Raw genomic sequence first — 23,640 nt, forward strand, 5'->3', positions numbered from 1 at the left:
TATATTAGCCGTCTAAAATAAATGACGTATGGAGTATTACATGGATCCGATAGCTTTCGTGACCCGGAAGAGTGGTTTCGAGAGTAGATTTGTAAGAAATTTGTTAGGATTATTGGACGAAGGAGCCACGATTCCTTTTATATCCCGGTACCGGAAAGAGATGACCGGAAGTATGGATGAGGTACAGGTCGGACAGGTGCGGGAGATGTACGAGCAGTTCAAAGAACTGGAAAAACGGAAGAAAACGGTATTGGAAAGTGTCGAACAACAAGATAAATTAACCCCGGAACTGAAAGGGCAAATCGAGAATTGTACTGAACTTCGGGTATTGGAAGATATTTATTTGCCTTATAAGCCGAAAAAGCAGACCCGTGCGTCGAAGGCGAAAGCGAAGGGCTTGGAGCCGTTGGCGGATATTTTGACACGTCAGGAACACGGGGACGTGTGGACGAAAGCAGCCCGTTTCGTGAAAGGCGACGTGGCGAGCGAGGAGGATGCTTTGCAGGGAGCGAGAGATATTATTGCCGAACGGGTGAGCGAGAACGAGCGAGCCCGCAACACTATTCGCCGTTTTTTTGACCGGGTTGCGGTCGTGGAAGCGAAAGTGGTGAAGGGCAAAGAGGAGGAGGGCGAAAAGTTTGCCGATTATTTCGATTATTCCGAACCGTTGCGGCGTGTACCCTCGCATCGTATGCTGGCTATACGCCGGGGTGAGGCGGAAGGCGTGTTAAAGGTAAGCATCGGGATACCGGAAGACGAGGCCTTGGAGTCGTTGGAGCGGATTTTCGTGAAAGCTCGTAATGATAGTGCCGAACAGGTGGCGATGGCAGTGAAAGACGGTTACAAGCGTTTATTGCTGTCGTCGATAGAAACGGAATATTTGCAGTCGGGTAAGCAAAAGGCGGACGAGGAGGCTATAAAAGTGTTTGCCGAGAATCTGCGGCAATTGCTTTTGGCACCGCCGTTGGGCAACAAACGGGTGTTGGGTATTGATCCCGGGTTCCGCACGGGGTGCAAGGTGGTCTGTCTGGATGAAACAGGTAATCTGGTGCATAACGAAACGATATTCCCGCATCCGCCCCAGAACGAGGTGAGACAAGCCGCCAACAAGATCGTGAATTTGGTAAATTCTTACCGGATAGAGGCTATCGCGATCGGGAACGGAACGGCGGGACGGGAAACGGAGCGTTTCATACAAAATCTGCGTTATGATCGGGAGATACAAGTCTTCGTGGTCAGCGAGAGCGGGGCGTCTATTTATTCCGCCTCGAAGATTGCCCGGGATGAATTTCCGCAATATGATGTGACGGTACGGGGTGCCGTGTCTATCGGGCGTCGGTTAATGGACCCGCTTGCCGAGTTGGTAAAGATCGACCCCAAGTCTATCGGGGTGGGACAATACCAGCATGATGTCGATCAGACGAAATTGAAGGGGAGTCTTGACCGGGTGGTGGAGTCCTGCGTGAACCGTGTTGGGGTAAATGTCAACACGGCAAGCAAATATCTGTTGACGTACGTTTCGGGCTTGGGGCCGACATTGGCCGAAAACGTGGTAGCCTATATCAAGGAAAACGGTGCGTTCAAGAGTCGTAACGAGTTGAAGAAGGTGAAGCGAATGGGTGAGAAGGCTTTCGAGCAATGTGCCGGGTTCTTGCGGATAGAGGGGGCGGCGAACCCGTTGGATAACTCGTCCGTGCATCCGGAGTCTTACGCGGTGGTGGAACGTATGGCGAAAGATTTAGGGTTGCCGTTGACCTCGTTGATCGGTAACGAGGAGGCTTGCAATAAAATAGACTTGTCCCGTTACGTGGACGACAGGATCGGGTTGCCTACCTTGAAGGATATCATAGATGAATTGAAAAAGCCGGGGCGTGACCCTCGTTCCGTGGCGAAAGTATTCAGCTTTGCCGAGAATATTCACACGATTGACGATTTGGAATTGGGAATGGTGGTTCCGGGTATCGTGACGAACCTGACGAATTTCGGGGCATTCGTGGATATAGGCGTGAAGCAGGACGGGTTGGTGCATATCTCGGAGATCGCGGATAAATATATTTCTAACCCGGCGGATGTGCTCTCGTTGAATCAGCACGTGACGGTGAAAATCACGCAAGTGGATAAAGCCCGGAAACGGATAGGTTTGTCAATGAAGCAATGCCCGCGTGATTAACCGTGCTGCACGGGGATGAGCAAGGGAATATCATCCCCCGTGCTAACTTTAAACTATGTTATGGGGTGAAAATACATTATCTTTTACCCGTTGAATCACCCGGGTAAAGAGTAATCGGTGTGCACTCGGTGTGCTTAATTCTTGTTAAAACGTGGGCTAAGTGTGGGCGAACAGTAGGCGAATATCAGGCGATGCCGCCTAAAACCCGCCTAAAACTCACTCAAAGCTCGTGTATGGGGGGGAGATTTGGGTGCCGAACTTTTTTCTTTTCCTTTCGTTTCAATGCTATATAGATTAAAGATAAAGCATTATGGAAAAGAATGAAAATAAGAAAGGTGCTTCCGGGAAAGAAGAGATAGATGTAAAAAGACATTTGACCCCGGAGGAGGATGAGAAGTTACAGGAAGCGTATGTTGACGCTTTGGGTGAGATTTTGGAAAATGATGATGACGATGCACGGGATAATCTGGCAAATTACATGGACGAAATCAAGGAGGAATCCGAAGCGTTGGGAACGGAGCCGGAGGATGATTTGGAGAAGAAAAAGAAATAAGAATTACGGGTGTTATACTTTTGGTAATGATTGAGAGGATACTATTTTTTATGTTTCCTTTCAAAAAGATAGAATTATGTATTATTTTTGTACGGACTGATTCAGGATAATTAGTATGTGTAATGTTGACGGTGAATTTATTCGGCAAATTAATGTGAAGCAAGTTTCGGCTTACCGGGAGTTGTTTAAACGATTCTACAGTTACATGGTGTTGTACGCGATGCGTCGGGTACAACAGAGGGAGGTTGCCGAAGATATCGTGCAGGAGGTTTTTATCGCTATATGGGAGGGGAGTAAGGTGTTTAATTCCTATCGTGGATTTCGGGCGTATTTATATGATTTAGTGAATAACAAGTGTTTGGATTATTTGAAACACAAGGCAGTGGAGGAGCGGTATGTCGTTTACATGATGGAGAATCAACAAGAGGGGGAAGATGGTGAGTTCGGCTTGATGAGGGAGGAAATTTACCGGGAGTTGTATATAGCTGTTAGTGAGTTGCCTGAACGTTGTCGGGAGGTGTTCGAGTTGCATTTAAAAGGCAAAAAGAATGACGAGATTGCCGAGTTGTTGTCATTGTCTGTTCAAACCGTGAAAGCGCATAAAAGAAACGCTGTGTGTTTTTTGAAGGAGCGTTTAGGGAATGTGTTTTTCTGGGTTCTGTTATTTAAGTTGATTTAATTTTTTTTTTTTTCTTGCTTGAAATCAAGCGCTTGATGTTTTTCCGGTAAAAAAAATAATTTTTCTTTTACCTCTTTTGTGTACTCTTGTCGTATAGTGTAAAAAGAGATACGCAATGAATGTATATAACGAAAATATTGTTCGATTGATTCGTCTTTACTTGGCAGGTTCGATTTCGGATGAGGAGAAGACCGTGCTGGAATCGTGGGTGGAGGAACGGGAAGAAAATCGGTGTTTTTTCAAGGAGATGTTGCGGGATAATCGTTTTGCTTCGGAATTTCCGGAATTTCGTGATATTGATATGGAAAAAGGGTGGAGTTGTTTCTTGAATCGGACTCAAGTGAGAAAACCAAAGTTGTTTACACGTGTATTGAAGTACGTGGCGGCGGTAGTTATACCGGTTGCGATCGGGTTGGCGGTTTGGCTGGCGGGTAAAGATGTTACTTTGGCTCCACAACAGATTGGCGGGGTGATTTGTCCCGGGATGAATAAGGCAACGTTGATTCTTTCCGATGGTGTGAAAGTGTCTTTGGGCAAGAGCGAAGTACGCGAGATAAGGTTGGAAGAGGGGAGAAGGGTACGCAGGACGGAGGGTGGCTTGGTGTACGAGGACGGCGGGAACGGGAAAAAAATTGAGTTGAACTATAATACCTTGCAAATTCCCAAGGGCGGGGAGTTTCATTTAACTTTATCCGACGGGACTCAGGTTACGTTGAATTCAGCCACGGATTTGAGATACCCGGTGATATTTGACGAGAATGAACGTCGGGTTTTTCTTTCCGGGGAGGCTTACTTTGAGGTGGCAACGGATTCTACCCGTCCGTTTTACGTGATGACGGACGAGGTGCAGGTGCAAGTGTACGGGACTTCGTTTAACGTGAATACACGGCGACCGGAAGGGATTCAAACGGTTTTGGAAAGTGGAAAAGTCGGGATAAAGGCTATCCGTTCCGGGAATGAATGTGTTTTGAAGCCGGGAGAGCTTGCTTGTTTCGACCCGAAAGACGGTTCGATGGCGATTCGACAGGTGGATCCCCGGCAGTATTTGGCTTGGGTGAAAGGTGTTTTCGCTTTCGAGGATGAGACTTTGGAGAATATCATGACTACTCTTTCTTTGTGGTATGACGTGGAAGTATTCTATCAGACGGAATCCGTGAAGCAATTGCATTTTTCCGGGTATCTGGGAAGGTATAAAGAGATACAAAATATTTTTGATGTTATAACCGAGTCTACCGGTGTGTTGTTTTCGGTGAAGGGGCGTACAATAGTGATTTCACGATAATAAAAAACGGAAGGCGTTGGAAGCACCTCCCGTGTGTTTTAATCATCATTGAGCTTTATTGGCGTGAAGCTTATTGATAATTGTTAATTATTCAACTACAAATGTATGCAAAAAAATGGAAATTGTCCGCCATTCTTACGGGGATGTGGACACAAATTTTGGAAAATGATGAGAGTGTTTCTCGTTTTAATGATTGGATTTACATTTTCTCTTTCGGCAAGTAGTTTTGCCCAGCAGGAGAGAGTGAGTTTGGACATGAAAAATGTAACGGTGAAAATGTTGTTTGATGAGATTCAACGACAGACGGATTTACATTTCCTGTTTAACACGGAGCAGACAAATCAATTGGGGAGGTTATCAATCAAGGTGGAGAGTGAAACAGTGGAGAGCGTGTTGAAGCGAATTTTTGAAGGGACGGATTTGGTCTACAATTTCAGGGGGAATATTATCGTGGTGAAGCGTGAGGTGAAAGGTGCGGATGATGAACAAAAGAAAAGTATCCGTATCGTGGGTAGGGTAACGGACGAGAAGAAACTTCCTCTTCCGGGTGTGACAGTGTTGGTGAAGGGTTTGACACTTGGAACGGTGACGAACGTGGAGGGACGGTATGTCTTGAATTTGCCGGCGATGGAAAAGTTTACCTTGTTGTTTTCTTTCGTGGGAATGGAGAATCGTGAAGTCGCTTACACGGGTAAGGACACGATTAACGTGGTGATGAAGGAATCGGAGGTAGCCTTGGATGAGGTGGTTGTCGTGAGTACGGGGTATCAGACGATTGACAAGCGAAAACTGACAAGTGCCGTGACTTCGATCAAGGCGGAGGATATTATCGTGCCGGGATTGAATAGTATCGACCAGATGTTGGAAGGACATGTGCCGGGAATGATTTTTATGCAGAATTCGGGACAAGTGGGTGCTGTTCCACGTTTGAGAATCCGGGGAACTTCTACTATTTTAGGGAATCAGGAACCTGTTTGGGTGGTGGATGGAATTATTCAACAGGATCCGGTGGATATTGATCCCTCGCAGATTAATGACTTGGATTTCGTGAATCTGTTGGGCAACGCGATTTCCGGATTGAACCCGGAAGATATCGAGCAGATAGATGTTTTGAAGGATGCTTCGGCTACCGCTATTTACGGTGCTCGTGCGGCAAACGGTGTTATCGTGATCACGACTAAAAAGGGAAAGGAAGGTCCCCCGGCGATTAATTATTCGGTAGCGGGAACTTTTACGCGTCGTCCGCATTACGGGGATAAAAGCGTGAATATGATGAATTCGAGGGAGAGAATCGCTTTGTCTAGGGAGTTGGTAGAGAAAGGAATTACATATAATACGATTGATTCGTGGGTAGGATACGAGGGGGCTTTGCGTGATTACTGGAATGACCGGATTGATTTCAATCAGTTCCAAAAGGAGGTCGGCAGATACGAGTCGATGAACACGGATTGGTTGGATTTGCTGTTGCAGAATTCTTGGTCCCACAGGCATACCTTGGGTATTTCCGGGGGCTCGTCCTCATTAAAATATTACGCTTCTTTGGGTTATAATGATAGCCAAGGAACGACGAAAGGGGAAGGAATGAAAAATTACACGACAAGCGTGAATTTGACGGCTAATTTGAATAACGTGACTTTGCGTTTTGGTATGAATGGAAATGTGTCCGATCGCTCTTATACTCCTTCCGAGGTAAATGTGTTGGGGTATGCTTACAACACGAGCCGGGCTCTTCCCGCTTTTAATGAAGATGGAAGTTTGTGGTATTATAAACGGAGAGGTAATAGCGCGGGAAGTTCTATTGATTGGTGCCCGTATAGCATTATTAATGAAATGAATAATAGTTCGTATGATTCGAATACCAAAAGTATGAGCGTGAATGCGACGGTTGATTGGCGTATGATTGAACCGTTGAAATTGGGTTTGACTTTCGCGTATTCAACTTCTTCAACGGACGTGGATACTTGGTATGGGCAAGAATCTTTTTACGTGAGGAAGTTAAGACGTACAGATAGTTTACTTAAAGATCCCGATAAGGATGAGGACCGGGTGAACGAGTGTCCGGTGGGAGGTGAATTGAGAAAAGAGAATACCGATAACGAGGCTTGGACTTTGCGTGCCCAGTTGGATTTCAACAAGTATTTGGATACGGAGAGTAACCATCAGATTGTGGCAACTTTAGGTGCGGAGGCTTCTTCAAGCCATTACACGGGTTCTAGTAAAACGTACCGGGGGTATATCCCGGAGCGAGGATTGTTGGTCGCGGAAATTGATTTGGTTTATTATCAGGCGTTTCGTAAATGGACTCAATCCAGCGAGGCAAGAGGGGTATTTTCTGATTCCAAAACGAATTTGATTTCCGGCTACGCTTCATTGTCATATGATTACAAGAGTTTGTATATGTTTAACGCGAATATGCGTTTTGATACTTCTAATAAATTTGGAACGAAGGCGAATGATAAAATTACTCCTATATGGTCGGTATCCGGACGTTGGAATATTAAGGATGATTTGTTCAAGGAGGTAAATTGGCTGGGGAGCTTATCTTTACGCGCTTCTTTTGGCTATCAAGGAAATATGTTAGAGTCCGAAAGTTCGAAGTTGGTTATACGCAAGGGGGACATGAATTCTACTTTGGGTGAGTACGCTTCTTATGTTTATCGTTTTCCGAATCCCATGTTGAAATGGGAGAAAACGGCTTCAACTAATGTCCAGTTGGATTTTGATTTGTTCAAAGGAAGGTTTTCCGCCAGCGTTAGTTATTATTATAAAAAGACGAATGACACGTTCTTGACGAAAACAATTTCACGTGTAAACGGGCGGGAAGATTACGTGTTGAATAAGGGTACATTGGAAAATAAAGGATTCGAGTTTTCGTTGCGAGTTATTCCCGTGAACACGTTCTCGGCGGAGAATCCTAACGGTTTCCGGTGGATTTTCGATCCTCAATTGGGACAGGTGTTGAATCAGTTGACGAAGGGGCGAAAGGTGAAAGATAAATCTATGCATGACCGGTATACTTACGCGAATTATTTGAACGGTACAGCCCAGATCGTGGGACGTCCCTTGAATACTTTCTATTCGTATAAGTTTAAAGGATTGGATCCCGCGGACGGGTGTCCGATGTTTTACGATGTAGATCGGTATGATTATGATGACGAGGGAAACGTTGTATTGGATAGAGAGGCTTTGTATGATTCGATGGAGCGTGATGAGGTGTTTACCACGGTATTAGAGCATTCCGGAACACGCGTACCTGTTATTCAGGGAGGGTTGAACAATAGTTTTACCTATCGCCGATTTACTTTATCGTTTAATCTGGCTTATAGTTTGGGTTCTAAAGTCCGCCTGTTAAAGATGTATCCGGATTTGGAAAGTACTTACGGAACGATAGCTCCCCAGCCGGCAGCGAATGCGAGGAAAGAGTTTATGAATCGTTGGAGATATCCCGGTGATGAACGTAATACAACGATTCCGGGTATTGTTTCCGGTGAAAGGTTTGGACAGACGATGGGAATGTGGTGCGTGGAAAAACCTTATAATTTCGGTAAGAATCTTTGGAATATGTGGGATAATTCCAATATACGGGTGGTCAGCGGTGATTATCTCAAGATGCAATCTTTGTCATTACGTTATAATGTACCGGAGGCTTTCGCGAGGAAAATGTATATGAAGTCGGCGTATATCGGTTTTTCTTGCACGAACTTGTTTATGATTTGTGATAAAAAGTTGAAAGGACAGGATCCTGCTGTTCAATCGGGGTCTGCTCCGTCGATTAATATGTCGCTTTGTCCGACTTTTTCAATGAATTTAAATGTAACATTCTAAATCATAGCGTATGAAAAAGATAATAAATATATTCGGTATTCTGTGGAGCGTGTTGTTGGTGTCTTGTGGGGATTTTTTGGAAGAGTATCCTAGAGATTTATTATACGTGAATTCGATCTCGGATTTAAGCGAACTGCTGGTGGGGGACGGGTACATGATTTCTCGGGAAACCAGTGATAGTGATGACGAGGGGGAAACGACGATAGCTTCGTGGATTCATTTGATGGATGATGATGTGCAGTTGTCATCAAAACCCAATTACTGGGACAAATTGGGGTCCCCGGTTTATATCGGGTATTACGAGTGGTTGAAGTTGCCGAGTACGGATGAGAACGGAACCGTCAAGCATGATTACGTGTGGAGTGGTTTGTACGAGCATATAGCTTCTTTGAACGTGATATTGGATGAGGTGGAAGCGTTTCGGGATGCGGGGGCGGATTACCATAGAGTTAAAGGTGAAGCTTTGTTCCTGAGAGCCACGTACTATTTTTGGCTGGTTAATTTATATGCAAAACCTTATGCTGCGGGAACTGCTGCCACGGATTTAGGAGTTCCGATTAAAGTGAGGTCGGAAGTGGAAGATAAGGATTTTGTCCGGGATCCGGTGGCAGATGTTTATAACTTGATCGTGGAGGATTTATTGAAAGCTATTTCGGATTTGAAAGGCATTGTTCAAGCTTCGGTTTATCGAGCTAATGAAACGGCGGCAAGGGCTTTGTTGAGCCGGGTGTATCTTTACATGGGTGAATGGGAAAAGTGCGATAGTCAATGCGATACGATTATGCAGGCTACTTATCGTTTGCAGGATTTGAATACATTGAAGTCGGGTACCAGTATACTTTCTTCGAAGTCTACGGAAACGATTTTTTCTCAAGGAGAATATCGTCTTAACGCGATGGTGGGGTATAAAACGAAGACTACTTACGCGATATCTGAAGATCTGAAGGCTGCTTTTTATAATCAAGCAAATGACCAACGATATAAATTGGGGATTACGATTTATTCTTATGGAAATTATCCTTCTAAATTTAAGAAATGGTCAAATGGAGGAGTGTCTGATTGTAACTTGATTCGGTATGCGGAGATTTATTTGAATAAGGCAGAGGCATTAGCGATGCAGGACAAGGAGGAGGGCGCTAAAAACGTTATGAATTCTTTTCTTGCTACTCGTTATTGCGCGGAAGGCGTGCCGGATATTGAAACCAAAACGGGGAAAGATTTAGTGGATTTTATTCGGAATGAACGTCGTTTGGAATTGTGCTTCGAGGGACATCGTTGGTTTGATTTGCGCCGGTATTCCGTGAGTCCTAAATACCCGGATGTAAAGTCAATAAGGCATGAGGTACGTGTTCAAAGTACGGGAGTGGCGTGTGGGTATTACGAGTTACCGGCTTATCCTGACGGCGGGTGGGTTTTGCCAATCCCTACTTATGAATTGCAATTCACGGATGGAAATATGGTTAATAATGAGCGGCCCGCTCCCGTGTATGTGGAATATGAATAGTAATCGAAAAAGTGATTGATGATGAAAAATTTAATTGGAATATTGTTGTTGTCATTGTTTGCTTTGGCAAGTTGTCATGATGATGAGAACGGTACGTTATCTCCGTCAAACGTGGATGTGGATTGGTACGTGATAAAGGATAATCCCAATGATGAATTGGATCATTTGATTTATGAAATTTATAGTAAATATAAAGTGCCTGTTTATTATAATGATACGATCGGGAGGGAGTATCGAGGATTAGACGCAAACGGGGATTCGATTATTTATTATAAAACGTTGATGTTAGGATATTCTATAGAGCAGAACGTGACAAGTATGAAGTACACGCTTTCGGAGCAGCGTCAGGATATTCTGGAAGGGGTAAAATTCTTGGAAGAGTATGTTATTCCTTTTCAGCAAAAGGGTATGAAGCCTAGATGTTTTTTGCTTGTTGAAGACTTGATATTTAGTAGCGATCAAATCGATCTTTATTATGGAATGTCGGGAGCGGTTGTTTCTCGTGTAGCAGAATTGAAAGAAATGACACGGGAAGATAAAGAAGCGTTTGGTTTGAGGATTAGGGGCTCTGAATGGGCGCATGCTTTAGTGAATAATTATTCGAAAGAGTTAGAGTATTTTTATGGACTCTCGAGTGTTGTTGGTGAAGACGGTAAGGTTACTGATATGCATTTGCAGGATGTTCAACAGTCTTCTTCTTCTTTGTTTCCATGGAAAGATAAGAAGTATTATGGATTCTTGAGTGTTGATGAAGAGGGTGAGAAATATGTTATGTTTCAAGGTTTTGTAAAATACTATAGATGTCCGACGGAAAATGCGGATCTTCTTGATTTTGTTATGGAAGTTTTGAAGGATGATTGGGATGTTTTTCAGGCGGAATATAGTGATTGTCCTATTATATTGGATAAGTATGAATATCTGAAAAAGTTGATGGAATCAGTTCGGGATGAGCTGGTTGAGAAGAATAACTAGGAGGAGAAGTTAGAATGAAAATGAGAGTACTGATTTTATTCGTGTTCTTGTGGGGTATCGTTTGTTGTTCGTCTCCATCCGGAATGTCTTTCAGGTTGAAAGTAAATGTGCAGGATCAGGATACAGGACAAATTGCTTTGTATTCTACCGGAGAGAATCTTAAGTTGCTATGTTCGGGGGAATTGAAAAACGGGGAGTATATTTTCAAGGGAATATTTGAAGAACCCGGGTTATATAGATTGAAGTTTAACGAACGGCAAGCAGATTTGTATTTAGACGGGGAGGAAATGAGTATTACGGTTTCCTCACGACGAGGGATATGCGCAGATAGTTTAAAAGGGTCGTACGCTAACGAGATAAGGAAAAAGTGTGGAGAAACATTTGATGAACTTTATACGAAAGTGGTGGATGAGAATGCTTCCGGGTTAAGTATTTTTCAGGCTTCAACGAGAAATGATCAAGTGTTGTTTGATAGTTTGATGTCTGAAAGGTTGTGGTTTGATGATTTACGTTTTTCTATTGCTCGTGATTTGGTGAAAAAGTATTCCGATAACGTGTATGCCGCTTATTTAGCCTGCGAAGAAATGAAGTCGCATTACGAGTGGGGAAAAGAGATGTATAATTTGCTATCGCCGGAAATACAGCAGTCGAGTATCGGGAAAGCTTTAAAAGATAAATTGGAAAGAGTTTTCGTGAGTGCAATCGGTCAAGATTTCCCGGATTATCTTTTGGAGAATGAAGCGGGTGATACTATTCGGCTGGATTCTTTGAAAGGATATATTACGGTTATTGATTGTTGGGCATCGTGGTGTGGACCTTGCCGGAGTGAGATGAAAAGTTTGCGGCGATTGTATAAAGATTTCGCTCATATGGGGTTACGTGTCGTGAGTATTTCCATGGATGATTCTAGAGAGAAATGGTTGAAAGCCTGTCGGGAAGAACAGCTCCCGTGGAAGAGTTACCGGAATCCGTGCGGTTATAAAAAAGATGGTATCCGTACAGATTTGGGAATTGAGGGGATACCTTATCTGGTGGTTCTGGACAGAGAGGGTAAGTTCGCGGCTAAAGAATTGCATCGAAATGTGTTGCGTAAGAAAGTGCAAGAGTTGTTGAATGCTGAATCTGAATAGAAGCGATGATTGTTTATAGCGTCTTGAAGTATGGAAGTTTGTATTTTATGTAATCATAATGTTTAATTTAAAATTATTAAAAATGAGAAGATTGTCTTCATTTTTATTGTTGTTGACCTTGCTTGTTCCCGTTGCAGGAGAGAGTTATGCGGGGGGATTGTTCAAAAAGAAGAAGAAAAAAGTGACAACTGAAGAGGTGAAAGAGCCTGTTAAAAAGAAAAAAAGCAAATACGAGAAGTTGGTTCAAACTCCGGGGATCGTTACTGCGAAGGGGGATTTCTTGACCATTCATAAAGTAGGCCAGAAGGTTTATTTGGAATACCCGTTGAAGTACATGGGGCGTGATATATTAGTGGGAGGAACTTTATCTGCCACTTCTGAACCTTTGTTGCTTAACGTGGGGTATAAATACAGTGCTCCTGTGCTTTATCGCGTGGTTAAGAAAGATTCGTCTATCGTGTTCAACAAACCTAATTTGGCCGCCACGATGGGAGAGAATAAAGAGTGGGTGAAGAAAGCCATGGAGAAAAGTTATATCGATATTCCGGCAAAATCGTTCACCGTTCACTCGTATAATGCGGATAGTTCTGCCGTGGTGATTGAAGTGACGTCATTTATAAAAGATAACAAGGCTCTTGCCCCAAAAGTTAGCGGCGGATTGCTCACTTCTTCCCCTGTTTCAAGTAAATTTACTTTTGAAGGCGTGAAAGCGTTTGAAGATAACGCATCGTTGGAAGTGGCTCAGCCTGTGGAGGCTCAATATATGACGTTGTTCGGATCTATACCTTTAGGACAGGTGTCGACTCGTTCCGTGATTACTTTTCTTTTGTTGCCGGATTCTAAAATGCGCCCTCGTGTGCAGGATTCCCGTGTTGGAATTTTTTACTCGTTGAATTCGGCGAGCGCAAGAATGCAGTTCCCTATCCGGAAGATATCCCAAGAAAAAGACGGTTTCGATACTTATGTTTTGGCTAATCGCTGGAGGGTAGAACCGAAAGACATGGAAGCGTGGAAGCGCGGAGAGCTTGTAGAACCCGTGAAACCGATCGTGTGGTACGTGGATGACGCATTCCCGGACGAGTGGAGAGGTCCGATTAAAGCGGCTGTTTTGAATTGGAATAAAGCTTTCGAGAAAATCGGCTTCAAGAACGTGATGGTGGCAAAGGATTTCCCGAAGGATGACCCGAATTTTGATCCCGATAACTTGAAATATTCTTGTATCCGTTATTGTCCTAACGCGGAGGCAAATGCCATGGGACCGTCTTGGGTGGACCCGACTACCGGGGAGATTATTAACGCTTCGGTGATTGTTTATAATAATGTTGTTCAGTTGATTAATAACTGGCGTTTCGTTCAGACGGCACAAGTAGATCCTCGTGTGCGTGCCGTTAAGATGCCGAAAGATGTTTTTGATGAATCGCTCACGTATGTTATCACGCACGAGATAGGTCATACCTTAGGTATGTTGCATAACATGTCTGCTTCGGCTTCCGTTCCGGTGGATTCTTTGCGTTCCGTTTCTTTCACTCAAAAATACGGGACTACTCCTTCTATCATGGACTACGCTCGTTTCAATTATGTAGCGCAACCGGGAGATAAAGGGGTGAAGTTGACTCCTCCTGATCTTGGCGTGTATGATTATTACGTGATTAAATGGTTGTATTCTCCTGTTCCGGAAGCCAAGGATATGTGGGAGGAATCTAAAATCGCCGAGAAATGGATTGACGAGAAAGCCGGAGATCCTCGCTATCGTTACGGGCGTCAACAGTTGGCTTTCCGTATAGACCCGAGTGCGTTGGAGGAAGATTTAGGTGATGATCCCGTAAAGGCAGGAACCTACGGGATAAAGAACTTGAAGTATATCTTGAACCACTTGAACGAGTGGATTTCAGATGACCCGGATTTCTCTCACCGGATGCAACTTTATTCTGGAATTCAAGAGCAATACATGCGTTACTTGTTGAACGCGTTGTATCAGGTAGGTGGTATTTACTTGTCGCAAGTGAAAGACGGAACAGCCGGTGAAGCCGTGAAATCGGTAGCACGCGCAAAACAAAAAGAAGCGTTGGCATGGGTGTTGAAAGAGTTGAGAAACAGCTCGTGGATCGATCGTCCGGAATTGATTAATAAAACAAAGTTAGCCGTGTACCCGTCTGCAAAGATTATTGCTGCCGTGAGCAAGGTGATTGAAAGCAAAAGGGCGATGGTTCTTCTCTCTTCTCATGTTTCACAAGATAAGAATCTTTACACGATTGGCGATTATTACGATGATTTGTATGCCGGTGTTTTCGCTCCGACTATACAAGGAAAGAAATTGAATCAAGAGGAAAAATTGTTGCAGAAGAATATTTTTAATAGAATGGGTGTTACCTGCACTGACTATATTAAGAATACGCGGGCAATTAAAAGTTTACATCCTTCTTTAGAGGAGATGATGGCATACAATTTATTCTCCAAAAGTTTCATGGATGAGATGTATCGTCATTTACAGGAAATGGAACAAGAGAGTGGATTGGGAACTGTAGCTAGGCAATTGTTACCTGTTCAGTTCGGGCAGGCTGCCAGTCCTTTCCAGGAAGAGGTGGAAATAGGTGTGATTGATGAAACTTTCGGTTACAATCAAGCGATGTTGAAGCGGGTAGTTACTTTATTGAAGAGTAAAGTGGGGGCTGCTAATCGCGATGATAGAGTACACTATGAAAGTTTGATATCTATGGCGGAGGCTGTTAAGCAAGTTAGTAAATAGTTTTAATCATGGAAACAAAAAGGCTGTTCAAAATAAAATGAACAGCCTTTTTTAGCTATTGGGAAAACATTTACGATTCAATTTCGCTCAATTCCAGCCAGCGCATTTCTTTTTCGTCAAGAATATCAATAATTTCGGCGATGCGTTGGGAGGATTTGACCAGTTCATCCGCACCTAGCGTACCGGAATTTAAAGCATCTTCCAGTTTGGATTTCTCGGCGTTCAAGTTTTCCATATCGGTTTCCAGTTGTTGCATTTCTTGCCTTTCCTTGAAGGTCAGTTTACGTACTTTTTCTTTTTCCCGAACGGGCTTGGGGGCGGCGGGGATTTTCTTTTCGGCTTGTTTGCGAAGGAGTTCTTCTTCTTCTTTTTTGTTTTTATATTGGGTATAATTCCCGGGGAAGTCTTTCACGACACCGTCACCCTCGAAAGCGAATACCCGGTCAACCACTTTGTCGGTAAAGAATCGGTCGTGCGACACGATGATCAGGCAGCCTTGGAATGATTGCAAATATTCTTCCAACACGTTCAAGGTCATGATGTCGAGGTCGTTGGTAGGCTCGTCCAGAATCAAGAAGTTCGGGTTACTCATAAGCACGGTCAAAAGGTATAACCGCCTGCGTTCACCCCCGCTGAGCTTGGCAACGAGTGAATATTGCAGTTTGTCCGGGAACAGGAAATATTCGAGGAATTGGGAGGCTGACATGATACGTCCGTTGCCGAGGTCAATTTTCTCGGATATGTTTTTGACGATGTCAATAGGGCGATCGTCTTCTTTAAAGGTAATACCCGCTTGTTTGTAATACCCGTAGACCACGGTTTCCCCGATCTCGATGGTTCCGCTGTCCGGTTCTATCTGGCGGGTTATGATGTCGAGGAACGTGGATTTCCCGACGCCGTTTCTACCGATAATACCGATTTTTTCACCCCGCACGAATTTGTACGTGAAATCTTTCAGTACGCTTAGGTTCCCGTAGCTTTTATTGACGTGTTCCAGTTCCAGAATTTTCTTGCCTAGCCGTTGCCCCTTGATGTCCAGTTCCAATTGTTGTTCGGAGATGTTCTGCGAGGCGACTTCTTTGATTTTATAGAAATTGTCGATTCTGTATTTTGCCTTGTGGCTTCTTGCTTGCGGCATACGGCGCATCCATTCCTGTTCGGTGCGCAGAAGGTTCTTGGCTTTGTCGATTGACGCGTTGCGGGCTTCAATGCGTTCTTCTCTTTTTTCGAGGTAGTACGAGTAGTTGCCGTCATACGAGAAGATACCGAAATCATCAATCTCGACAATTTTGTCACACACTCTATCCAGAAAATAACGGTCGTGCGTTACCATGAGAAGGGTGGCTTTGGTCTTATCCAGATAGTCTTCCAACCATTCGGTCATCTCCACGTCCAGATGGTTGGTGGGCTCGTCCAGAATCAAGAAGTCCGGGTTGCTTATCAGTACTTTTGCCAGACCGACTCTTTTCTTTTGTCCGCCGGAAAGTTCCTTGATGCGTTGGGTGTATTTGTCAACTTTTAATTCCGATAATATTTGTTTGATCTGGGAGTCATAATCCCATGCCTGTAAAGCATCCATTTGTGGAATTAATTCTTCCAGTATTGATGTGTCGTTATCTTTTACAGCTTGTTCGTATGCTTTGATCAGTTTTAGCGTGGTATTTTCCGTGTTGAAAACTTCCTCGAAAACATAATTCTCGGGATTTAATTCGGGATCTTGCTCCAAGAATCCGAGTGAAACATCATTCCTAAAAATAACCGTACCCGTGTCCGGGGTTTCCTGACCGAAGATGATGCGTAACAAGGTGGATTTACCCATACCGTTTTTAGCGATTAGGGCAACTTTTTGATTTTGGGCAATACTAAACGTTATATTTTCAAATAATAGATGTTCTCCGAAACGTTTACTCAGACTATCAACTTGTAAAAAACTAACCATGAATTAATTTTAGATTTAATGATTTTAGATTTAAGATTGAAAATGAGATTGTCATTTGTATTCCCCTAGGAGAAAGGCTTTGCGCTTGGGTTCTTCAAAACGTTCGATGGCGTAGCGCAACATGGTGCGGGGCATCCTCTTGTAGCGGGGAATAAGGTAATCCGTCAATAGTTGTTCGTTTTCCTTGCCTGTTTCCCGTAATATCCACCCGACCGCCTTGTGAATGAGATCGTGAGAATGGTGTTGGAGAATGTCGGCGATAGCCAGTGCGTCTTTGAATTCACCGTGTTTCACGAAGTGCATGCATGATATCATGGCAATGCGTTGTTTCCAGAGGTGGTCGGTGTGCGCCCAATCGTACAGGAGCTGTTTGTCTTTGTTGTGCAGCCAGTGTCCCAATATTTTGTAACAACTCAAATCAACGAGGTCCCAGTTGTTGATGGCATCGACTTGGCTTAAATAGAAGTCGACGCACGCTTTTCTGGATGCATCGTCTTTATGTTTCGCGTAATAATAAGTCAATATCAGGAGAGCCGCCAAACGATACTCGTGCACGGGGGATGCCAGTAGTTCCCGGAGTGTATCGTGATCTGTGTCCATGTACTTTTTCGCCACGATGCGGACGTTGGGCACGACAACCCCGATAAATTGATCGCCTTCCCCGTATTGCCCTTTTCCCGTTTTGAAGAAACGAGGCAGGAAAGCTGCTTTCTCTTCATCCCGGTATTTATTTATTTCATTTATAATTTCTTCCGTGGTATTTCTCATTTTCCCTCTTCGTCTTTAATTCTCGGTGTAAAGGTAATTAATGTTAGTAAAAAAGCGCCCGTTGTTATTAAAAAATTGACGAAAAAAGGGGTGTGTATTCTTTTTAATTGTATTTTTACCACATAATCGTAAAAAGTGAATTTTATGTCCAAAATAATAGCTATCGCGAATCAAAAAGGAGGGGTGGGAAAGACAACGACGTCTGTGAATCTGGCAGCTAGTTTGGCTGTCTTGGAACAGAAAGTTTTGTTGGTAGATGCAGACCCTCAAGGAAACGCGACAACGGGTGTTGGGTATGATTTGAAAGAACTGAAGGCGACCATTTACGAGTGTCTGGTTGACGGGTTGGACCCGAAGGAAGCCGTTCTAAAAACAGATATCGAGAATTTATTTTTATTACCGTCAAATATTGATTTGGTCGGTGCCGAATTGGAGATGCTGAATTTCGACGAGAAAGAGAGCGTTATGGCGAAGATGCTTGCCGGGATAAAAGATCAGTATGATTATATATTAATAGACTGTTCTCCTTCTTTGGGATTGTTGACTGTCAATTCTTTAGCGGCGGCTAATTCCGTGATGATTCCGGTGCAATGTCAATATTTCGCGTTGGAAGGGTTGGGTAAATTGTTGAACACGATCAAGATTATCCAGAAACGTTTGAACACGGCTTTGGAAATCGAGGGATTCGTGCTGACCATGTATGACGGTCGCGTGCGTTTGTCCAATCAAGTGGTGGCAGAGGTAAGAAAGCATTTTGAAGATATGGTGTTCGAGACCTTGATTCAACAGAACGTGAAGCTTGCCGAGGCCCCGAGTTACGGGCAGCCTGTCATCCTGTACGATGCAGAATGTCGCGGGTCGGTAAATTACCTGAGTTTGGCAAACGAGTTACTGGAAAAGAATAAAAAAAACTAAGAGATTGATGATTTATGATTTGCGATTTATGATTGAAAATGCGAGATAATGAATGAATCTAAAATCATAAATCATAAATCTAAAATTATAAAGGTTATGGCGAAAAAGAGTGCATTAGGTAAGGGATTGGGTGCGTTGTTGCAGGATGCTGCCGAGGAGGCTAAACCGAGGGGCGGTTCTTCTGCTTTACAGGAAGAGTTGAGACTGAGTGATATCCGTCCGAACCCGAACCAGCCGAGAACTATTTTTGATGAAGAGGCTTTACAGGAGCTTGCCGCTTCTATAAAAGCTATCGGCATCGTGCAACCGATCACCGTGAGAGAGGTCGAGGAAGGGAAATATGAAATTGTTGCCGGAGAACGTCGTTTCCGGGCTTCCAAATTAGCGGGGTTGGAAACTATCCCCGCGTATATCCGGAAAGTGGAAGAGGAGTCGATGTTGGAATTGGCGTTGATAGAGAATATCCAACGCGAGGATTTGAATGCTATCGAGATAGCTATTTCATACCAGCGTTTGATTGACGAGTGCAATTTGACACAAGACGCCTTGAGCGAGCGCGTGGGTAAAAAGAGAACTACAATTTCCAATTACTTGCGTTTGTTGAGACTTCCTGCCCCGATACAGTTGGCTATTAAAGACCGGAAGATCAGCATGGGACATGCCCGTGCCATTATTAATATCGAGGACCCGGAAACGCAAAATATGATTTTCGAGCAAATCCTGAAATATGATTTTTCCGTCCGGAAGGTGGAAGAGATTGTTCGGGAACTGATGCAACCGGAGGAAGCGAAAGAGAAAAAGGTTGAACGGAAGCGTGAACCGATAGGCGACTATATGGCGTTGCAATCTCATTTGGCACGTTATTTTGACACGAAGGTGGATTTGAAACGTAACGAGAAAGGGCGGGGAAAAATAGTTATATCTTTTAAGTCCGACAGCGAACTGGAACGTATCGTGGAGTTACTGGATAAGATGGATAAGAAATAGAATTTGTAGTGAGAAGGATTTTAAAGAACATAGTTTTGATCATCCCGGTTTTGCTGATTGGTACGGGAATAAAAGCGTCGGAGTATTATCGCGTGGAGTTTCCTGCAACTTCGCGAGATACGATTGTTCAGACGGATTCTTTATCATTCGAGGGAACGGAGATTTTAAAATCCTCGTTGAAGGAAGATAAGAAGCCACATTCTCCCAAGAAGGCAACCATTATGGCAATGATACTCCCGGGTTCGGCTCAGGTGTATAACGGTCAGTGGTGGAAAGTGCCAATCTTGTACGGGGGTATTGGAGCTACTGTTTACGGTTTGTCGTGGAACATGAAGTATTTTAAAAAGTACCGGAATGCTTTCGTGGATTACACGGATTACTTGAATGCTCTGGAGAAAGATCCTGAAACACCCTATCCGGCGAACGCCAGTTGGGATAAATTAATGAGGCCCGGTAGCACGGCAGAGGCATTTAATTCCAGTCAGCGGAAGCGTTTGCAGGAACAGTTGAAAACGAAGAAAGATAATTATAAACGAAATCGGGATTTGCTATATATCGTTTCGGGAGGTATATATCTGATTCAGATTATTGATGCGACGGTATTCGCGCATTTCTATGATTTCGAGGTAAATGATGATATATCTTTTAATGTCCGACCTTCTACCGGATTCTCGCCTGTCAGCGGGGGTACCGTGGGATTAACACTAACATTTAATTTTTAAAGGAAAAAACATGCGTTGTTTATTTTTGTGGGTATGTGCTATTTTATGTTGTAACACGGTATTTGGTGAAAGTGATCGCGATTCATTGAAAGTGCGTCTTGAACCGCCGTCACGATTGAAATTATCGGCTCCTGTTTTACTCGTGGATTCTATCCCGGGAGCGTTTATCGAGCGATTGGATGATTTGTATGGTAAATGGTATGTGACACGGTTGGAGGAAGGTAATTACGTGGATTCCGTTTATCTTATGGGGTACGAGAGCGGTCCGGCTGTTCCCGATTCGGTTTACTTGAACCGGTTGGATGCTTTGAATTCCGCGATTAAGTTGTCATATAATGATATCGTGCGTAATTATATAGAACTTTATACCGTGAGGCGTAGGGCTCAAGTGGGTGCCATGTTAGGTTTGAGTTCTTATTATTTTCCTATTTTCGAGGAAGTTTTGGATCGGGAGGGGTTACCTCAAGAATTGAAATATTTGCCCGTGATAGAGAGTGCCTTGAACCCGAGGGCTTTTTCAAGGGCAGGGGCTTGCGGACTATGGCAATTCATGTACGGGACTGGAAAGATGTACAAGTTGGAAATCAATTCTTTTATTGACGAGCGTCGGGACCCGGTGAAGTCGACCGAGGCGGCTGTTTGTTTTTTGAAAGATTTGTACAAGATATACGAGGACTGGATTCTGGTAATTGCCGCTTACAATTGCGGACCGGGCAACGTGAATAAGGCTATCCGCCGTTCCGGTAGCAAGAAGAATTATTGGGATATTTATTTCCACTTGCCTAGGGAAACTCGCGGATACGTGCCGGCTTTTATAGCGGCGATGTACACGTTTAATTATCACAAGGAGCATAATATATTCCCTCTGGAGAACGAGTTGCCGACCATGTGTGACACGATAATGATTTCCGACGCCTTGCATTTTGAGCAAATGGCAAAGTTGATGGATGTTTCCGTGGAGCAGATTCGGGATTTGAATCCACAATACCGTTCGGATATTGTACCTGCCGGATTCGGGAAAAGTTATAGTTTGCGAATGCCTTATAATCACGTGGCGAATTTTATCGACAAACAGGATACGATTTTTGCTTATAACCGTAATTCTTATTTTAATGACAGTGACCGTACTGCCGACCCGAAGAGCCGTTTCAAGAAATACGCTCACGCTCATGCAGCCCCGAGTAATAAAGCCAAACTGATATACACTGTGAAGAGTGGGGATGTTATCGGGAAGATTGCCGAGAGATTCAACGTACGGTTGTCCGATTTGAAGTATTGGAACGGGATGACAAAAGACCGTATTAATATAGGACAGAAATTGACGGTTTACGTGCCTAAAGATAAAGTGGCACATTATCAGTCAAAGGTTAATACCCGGTACGCGGGGGTTGCCGCTAACTCGGAAGTGGAAACCCAATCGTTGGCTGAAGGAGAGTTCTTTTATTACACGATTCGACGGGGAGATAATTTGTGGAGTATAGCTAAAAAATACCCGGGTGTTTCCAACCGGGATATCATGAAATGGAACGGGCTTTCCGAGAAGATGGTGAAGAACCTGAAACCGGGACAAAAATTAAAGATAAAGATATAATCGGACGAAAGTCTATAAAGTTGTGCTTGATGACTCACATATAAAACGAATCTCCAAGGGCGATCGTGTGGCATTTGGAGAGCTTCACGAGGGATTATATCAGCGGATGTTTTATTACGTGTACAAGATGTTGCACGATAAAGAACAGTCCGAAGATATCATTCAGGAGGCTTTTGTTTTGTATTGGAGTAAGCGGAATAATTTTGATAATTTGTTAGCGGTAAAGACCTATTTATACACGGTTATCAAAAACAAAATATTGGCGTTTCTGCGTGATACAACCAATCGGAAACGTATTCTTGAAAGTATCGAATGGGAGGAGAGCGTTACCGGGGATTATGTTTTAATTACTGCCGAAATCTGTGGACAGGTGCAACAAGCCGTTCATGAACTTCCCGCTCAAACACGACGGGTTATCGAGTTAAGTATGCAGGATATGACTGTCGAAAAAATAGCCGAAGAGATGTGTGTTTCTCCTAACACGGTGAAGACTTTGAAAAAAGTTGGATACCAGACGTTGAGAGAGAGGTTGAAACATTTGAGGGCGTTGTTGCTTTTCTTGTCCGTGGGGTGATTTTGTAAAAAAAATAAAAAAATCACATTTCTATTCACCCGCTTTTCCGAGTTACGCAATTATAGGGTGTAGTTTACGGAAAAATGATATACTATGAGTGATATAGAAAAAGAAATAAGTATTGCGAATGTCGTGGTGAAGAAGCTGTTGGGAGGCGGGATGTTGGACGAGGAAGAGGGAAGGCGGTTGCGGGAGTGGTTGGAGGAATCCGAGGAACACGAGGAATTGTTCAGACAAGTGTCGGGCGGGAAGAAGAACGAGGAATTTCAGAATATCGTGCGTTTGTCCGACCGGAAAGAACAATGGCGGCGTTTGGAGCGGCTTACGAGGGAGAGAAAATCTATCGGGAGGAGGACTTGGTTGGCATATGCAGCGGGAATGGTCTTGTTACTGGGGCTTGGTTTGTGGTTCGGGTTGCAACGGGCGGGCAAGGACGAAACAGTTGTACGGATGGCGGTCATAGAGCCGGGAAAGACACAGGCATTGTTGATTCTGAACGATGGGCAGAAGATTGCCTTGCGAGATAGGGATACTTCGGTTGCCACATCTGGTACGAGTATTAATATCCGGACGGGACAAGTGGCGTACGAGATGAAGAAAGAGATGCAGGATACTGTCATGGAGTACAACACGATAGTGGTGCCTCGCGGAGGTATTTATTCGTTGGTGTTGAGTGACGGGACGGAAGTATTTTTGAACTCCGATTCGGAGTTACGTTATCCTGTGAAATTTACAGGGAAAAATCGGATGGTCGATTTGAAGGGAGAGGCTTTTTTTGAAGTGACTCCCGACTCGTTGCACCCGTTTGTCGTGCAGGCGGGAGAGATGCGGACCCGTGTTCTTGGGACTTCGTTTAATATCATGGCTTATACCGATGAGCCTACAATACAGACTACTTTGTTTACCGGGCGGGTTGAGGTGTCCGTGGAACAAACTTCATTGAAGGAAGTATTGGCACCGGGGATGCAAGCTAATTGGGAAGTGGGGGCTGATGATATTTCGGTGAAAAAGGTAAGCATGGATATACAATCGCTTTGGCGGGATGGCATTATCATGTTGGATGATGATGATTTGGAGAGTGTGATGCGTATGTTGGCACGTTGGTACAACGTGACTTACGAGTGGCGGGGCGACCGGAACGTGAAACATACCTTTACCGGGAAAATTAATCGTAACGAGGATTTGGGAAGCGTGTTAAGTACATTGACATTGTTGGGAGGTCCCCGTTTCGAGATTAAAGGAACGACAGTGTATATATACTAAAAAATAACCGGTGGCATGTG

Annotated in this window: 17 protein-coding genes; 15 read left to right on the plus strand and 2 right to left on the minus strand. The window is 43.9% G+C overall.

Annotated elements, in window-relative coordinates; all coding sequences use genetic code 11:
• Positions 1-40 precede the first annotated feature (40 nt).
• The 9 genes from H8S64_RS20460 (at position 41) to H8S64_RS20500 (ending at position 14,861) form a co-directional block, all read left to right on the plus strand.
• A complete protein-coding gene (locus H8S64_RS20460) occupies positions 41-2,170 on the plus strand; it encodes a Tex family protein (RefSeq protein ID WP_436231472.1) in 2,130 nt (709 codons plus the stop codon).
• A gap of 310 nt (positions 2,171-2,480) precedes the next feature.
• Positions 2,481-2,723 (plus strand): hypothetical protein, encoded by a 243-nt coding sequence (locus H8S64_RS20465; RefSeq protein ID WP_186978518.1) that lies wholly within the window; start codon positions 2,481-2,483, stop codon positions 2,721-2,723.
• Positions 2,724-2,838: 115 nt separating this feature from the next.
• Entirely contained in the window at positions 2,839-3,402 is a 564-nt protein-coding gene (locus H8S64_RS20470; RefSeq protein WP_099291908.1) for an RNA polymerase sigma-70 factor, read from the plus strand.
• A gap of 115 nt (positions 3,403-3,517) precedes the next feature.
• Positions 3,518-4,684 (plus strand): FecR family protein, encoded by a 1,167-nt coding sequence (locus tag H8S64_RS20475; RefSeq protein WP_186978519.1) that lies wholly within the window; start codon positions 3,518-3,520, stop codon positions 4,682-4,684.
• Positions 4,685-4,849: 165 nt separating this feature from the next.
• Positions 4,850-8,509 carry a SusC/RagA family TonB-linked outer membrane protein gene (locus H8S64_RS20480; protein WP_255469646.1) on the plus strand — a complete coding sequence of 1,220 codons (3,660 nt, stop codon included), beginning with the start codon at positions 4,850-4,852 and terminating at the stop codon, positions 8,507-8,509.
• Positions 8,510-8,519: 10 nt separating this feature from the next.
• On the plus strand, positions 8,520-10,013 hold the full coding sequence (locus H8S64_RS20485) for a RagB/SusD family nutrient uptake outer membrane protein (protein WP_186978520.1): 1,494 nt from the start codon (positions 8,520-8,522) through the stop codon (positions 10,011-10,013).
• A 21-nt stretch (positions 10,014-10,034) separates the two neighbouring features.
• Positions 10,035-10,985 (plus strand): hypothetical protein, encoded by a 951-nt coding sequence (locus H8S64_RS20490; RefSeq protein WP_186978521.1) that lies wholly within the window; start codon positions 10,035-10,037, stop codon positions 10,983-10,985.
• A gap of 20 nt (positions 10,986-11,005) precedes the next feature.
• Complete coding sequence (locus H8S64_RS20495; RefSeq protein WP_186978522.1) at positions 11,006-12,115, plus strand: TlpA disulfide reductase family protein; 1,110 nt, start codon at positions 11,006-11,008, stop codon at positions 12,113-12,115.
• Positions 12,116-12,197: 82 nt separating this feature from the next.
• Complete coding sequence (locus H8S64_RS20500; protein WP_227217737.1) at positions 12,198-14,861, plus strand: zinc-dependent metalloprotease; 2,664 nt, start codon at positions 12,198-12,200, stop codon at positions 14,859-14,861.
• A 70-nt stretch (positions 14,862-14,931) separates the two neighbouring features.
• On the opposite strand, the gene H8S64_RS20505 is transcribed toward H8S64_RS20500, so the two are convergent.
• Positions 14,932-16,800: an ABC-F family ATP-binding cassette domain-containing protein gene (locus tag H8S64_RS20505; protein WP_186978524.1), complete on the minus strand. Its 1,869-nt coding sequence runs from the start codon at positions 16,798-16,800 to the stop codon at positions 14,932-14,934.
• Positions 16,801-16,851: 51 nt separating this feature from the next.
• On the minus strand, positions 16,852-17,568 hold the full coding sequence (locus H8S64_RS20510) for a DNA alkylation repair protein (RefSeq protein WP_186978525.1): 717 nt from the start codon (positions 17,566-17,568) through the stop codon (positions 16,852-16,854).
• A gap of 144 nt (positions 17,569-17,712) precedes the next feature.
• On the opposite strand from H8S64_RS20510, the gene H8S64_RS20515 reads away from it, so the two are divergent.
• The 6 genes from H8S64_RS20515 to H8S64_RS20540 all read left to right on the plus strand — a co-directional run bounded on the left by H8S64_RS20515 (position 17,713) and on the right by H8S64_RS20540 (position 23,620).
• Positions 17,713-18,483 (plus strand): ParA family protein, encoded by a 771-nt coding sequence (locus H8S64_RS20515; RefSeq protein ID WP_186978526.1) that lies wholly within the window; start codon positions 17,713-17,715, stop codon positions 18,481-18,483.
• A gap of 96 nt (positions 18,484-18,579) precedes the next feature.
• A complete protein-coding gene (locus H8S64_RS20520; RefSeq protein ID WP_186978527.1) occupies positions 18,580-19,470 on the plus strand; it encodes a ParB/RepB/Spo0J family partition protein in 891 nt (296 codons plus the stop codon).
• Positions 19,471-19,478: 8 nt separating this feature from the next.
• On the plus strand, positions 19,479-20,192 hold the full coding sequence (locus tag H8S64_RS20525) for a DUF5683 domain-containing protein (RefSeq protein WP_303181174.1): 714 nt from the start codon (positions 19,479-19,481) through the stop codon (positions 20,190-20,192).
• 10 nt (positions 20,193-20,202) lie between these two features.
• The gene (locus H8S64_RS20530; protein WP_186978528.1) at positions 20,203-21,783 is read left to right on the plus strand and encodes a lytic transglycosylase domain-containing protein; all 1,581 of its coding nucleotides are present in this window, start codon (positions 20,203-20,205) and stop codon (positions 21,781-21,783) included.
• A gap of 22 nt (positions 21,784-21,805) precedes the next feature.
• On the plus strand, positions 21,806-22,357 hold the full coding sequence (locus tag H8S64_RS20535; RefSeq protein WP_186978529.1) for an RNA polymerase sigma factor: 552 nt from the start codon (positions 21,806-21,808) through the stop codon (positions 22,355-22,357).
• A 93-nt stretch (positions 22,358-22,450) separates the two neighbouring features.
• Positions 22,451-23,620, plus strand: coding sequence for a FecR family protein (locus tag H8S64_RS20540; protein WP_186978530.1), 1,170 nt, complete (start codon positions 22,451-22,453; stop codon positions 23,618-23,620).
• Positions 23,621-23,640: the final 20 nt, after the last annotated feature.

This window comes from Butyricimonas hominis (assembly GCF_014287455.1).
GTDB lineage: Bacteria > Bacteroidota > Bacteroidia > Bacteroidales > Marinifilaceae > Butyricimonas > Butyricimonas muris.

What these genes read in the sequence shown, in the direction of transcription:
- H8S64_RS20460 (WP_436231472.1), top strand. Translation starts at nt 41, where the DNA reads ATGGATCCGATAGCTTTCGTGACCCGGAAGAGTGGTTTCGAGAGTAGA.
- H8S64_RS20465 (WP_186978518.1), top strand. Translation starts at nt 2,481, where the DNA reads ATGGAAAAGAATGAAAATAAGAAAGGTGCTTCCGGGAAAGAAGAGATA.
- H8S64_RS20470 (WP_099291908.1), top strand. Translation starts at nt 2,839, where the DNA reads ATGTGTAATGTTGACGGTGAATTTATTCGGCAAATTAATGTGAAGCAA.
- H8S64_RS20475 (WP_186978519.1), top strand. Translation starts at nt 3,518, where the DNA reads ATGAATGTATATAACGAAAATATTGTTCGATTGATTCGTCTTTACTTG.
- H8S64_RS20480 (WP_255469646.1), top strand. Translation starts at nt 4,850, where the DNA reads ATGATGAGAGTGTTTCTCGTTTTAATGATTGGATTTACATTTTCTCTT.
- H8S64_RS20485 (WP_186978520.1), top strand. Translation starts at nt 8,520, where the DNA reads ATGAAAAAGATAATAAATATATTCGGTATTCTGTGGAGCGTGTTGTTG.
- H8S64_RS20490 (WP_186978521.1), top strand. Translation starts at nt 10,035, where the DNA reads ATGAAAAATTTAATTGGAATATTGTTGTTGTCATTGTTTGCTTTGGCA.
- H8S64_RS20495 (WP_186978522.1), top strand. Translation starts at nt 11,006, where the DNA reads ATGAGAGTACTGATTTTATTCGTGTTCTTGTGGGGTATCGTTTGTTGT.
- H8S64_RS20500 (WP_227217737.1), top strand. Translation starts at nt 12,198, where the DNA reads ATGAGAAGATTGTCTTCATTTTTATTGTTGTTGACCTTGCTTGTTCCC.
- H8S64_RS20505 (WP_186978524.1), bottom strand. Translation starts at nt 16,800, where the DNA reads ATGGTTAGTTTTTTACAAGTTGATAGTCTGAGTAAACGTTTCGGAGAA.
- H8S64_RS20510 (WP_186978525.1), bottom strand. Translation starts at nt 17,568, where the DNA reads ATGAGAAATACCACGGAAGAAATTATAAATGAAATAAATAAATACCGG.
- H8S64_RS20515 (WP_186978526.1), top strand. Translation starts at nt 17,713, where the DNA reads ATGTCCAAAATAATAGCTATCGCGAATCAAAAAGGAGGGGTGGGAAAG.
- H8S64_RS20520 (WP_186978527.1), top strand. Translation starts at nt 18,580, where the DNA reads ATGGCGAAAAAGAGTGCATTAGGTAAGGGATTGGGTGCGTTGTTGCAG.
- H8S64_RS20530 (WP_186978528.1), top strand. Translation starts at nt 20,203, where the DNA reads ATGCGTTGTTTATTTTTGTGGGTATGTGCTATTTTATGTTGTAACACG.
- H8S64_RS20540 (WP_186978530.1), top strand. Translation starts at nt 22,451, where the DNA reads ATGAGTGATATAGAAAAAGAAATAAGTATTGCGAATGTCGTGGTGAAG.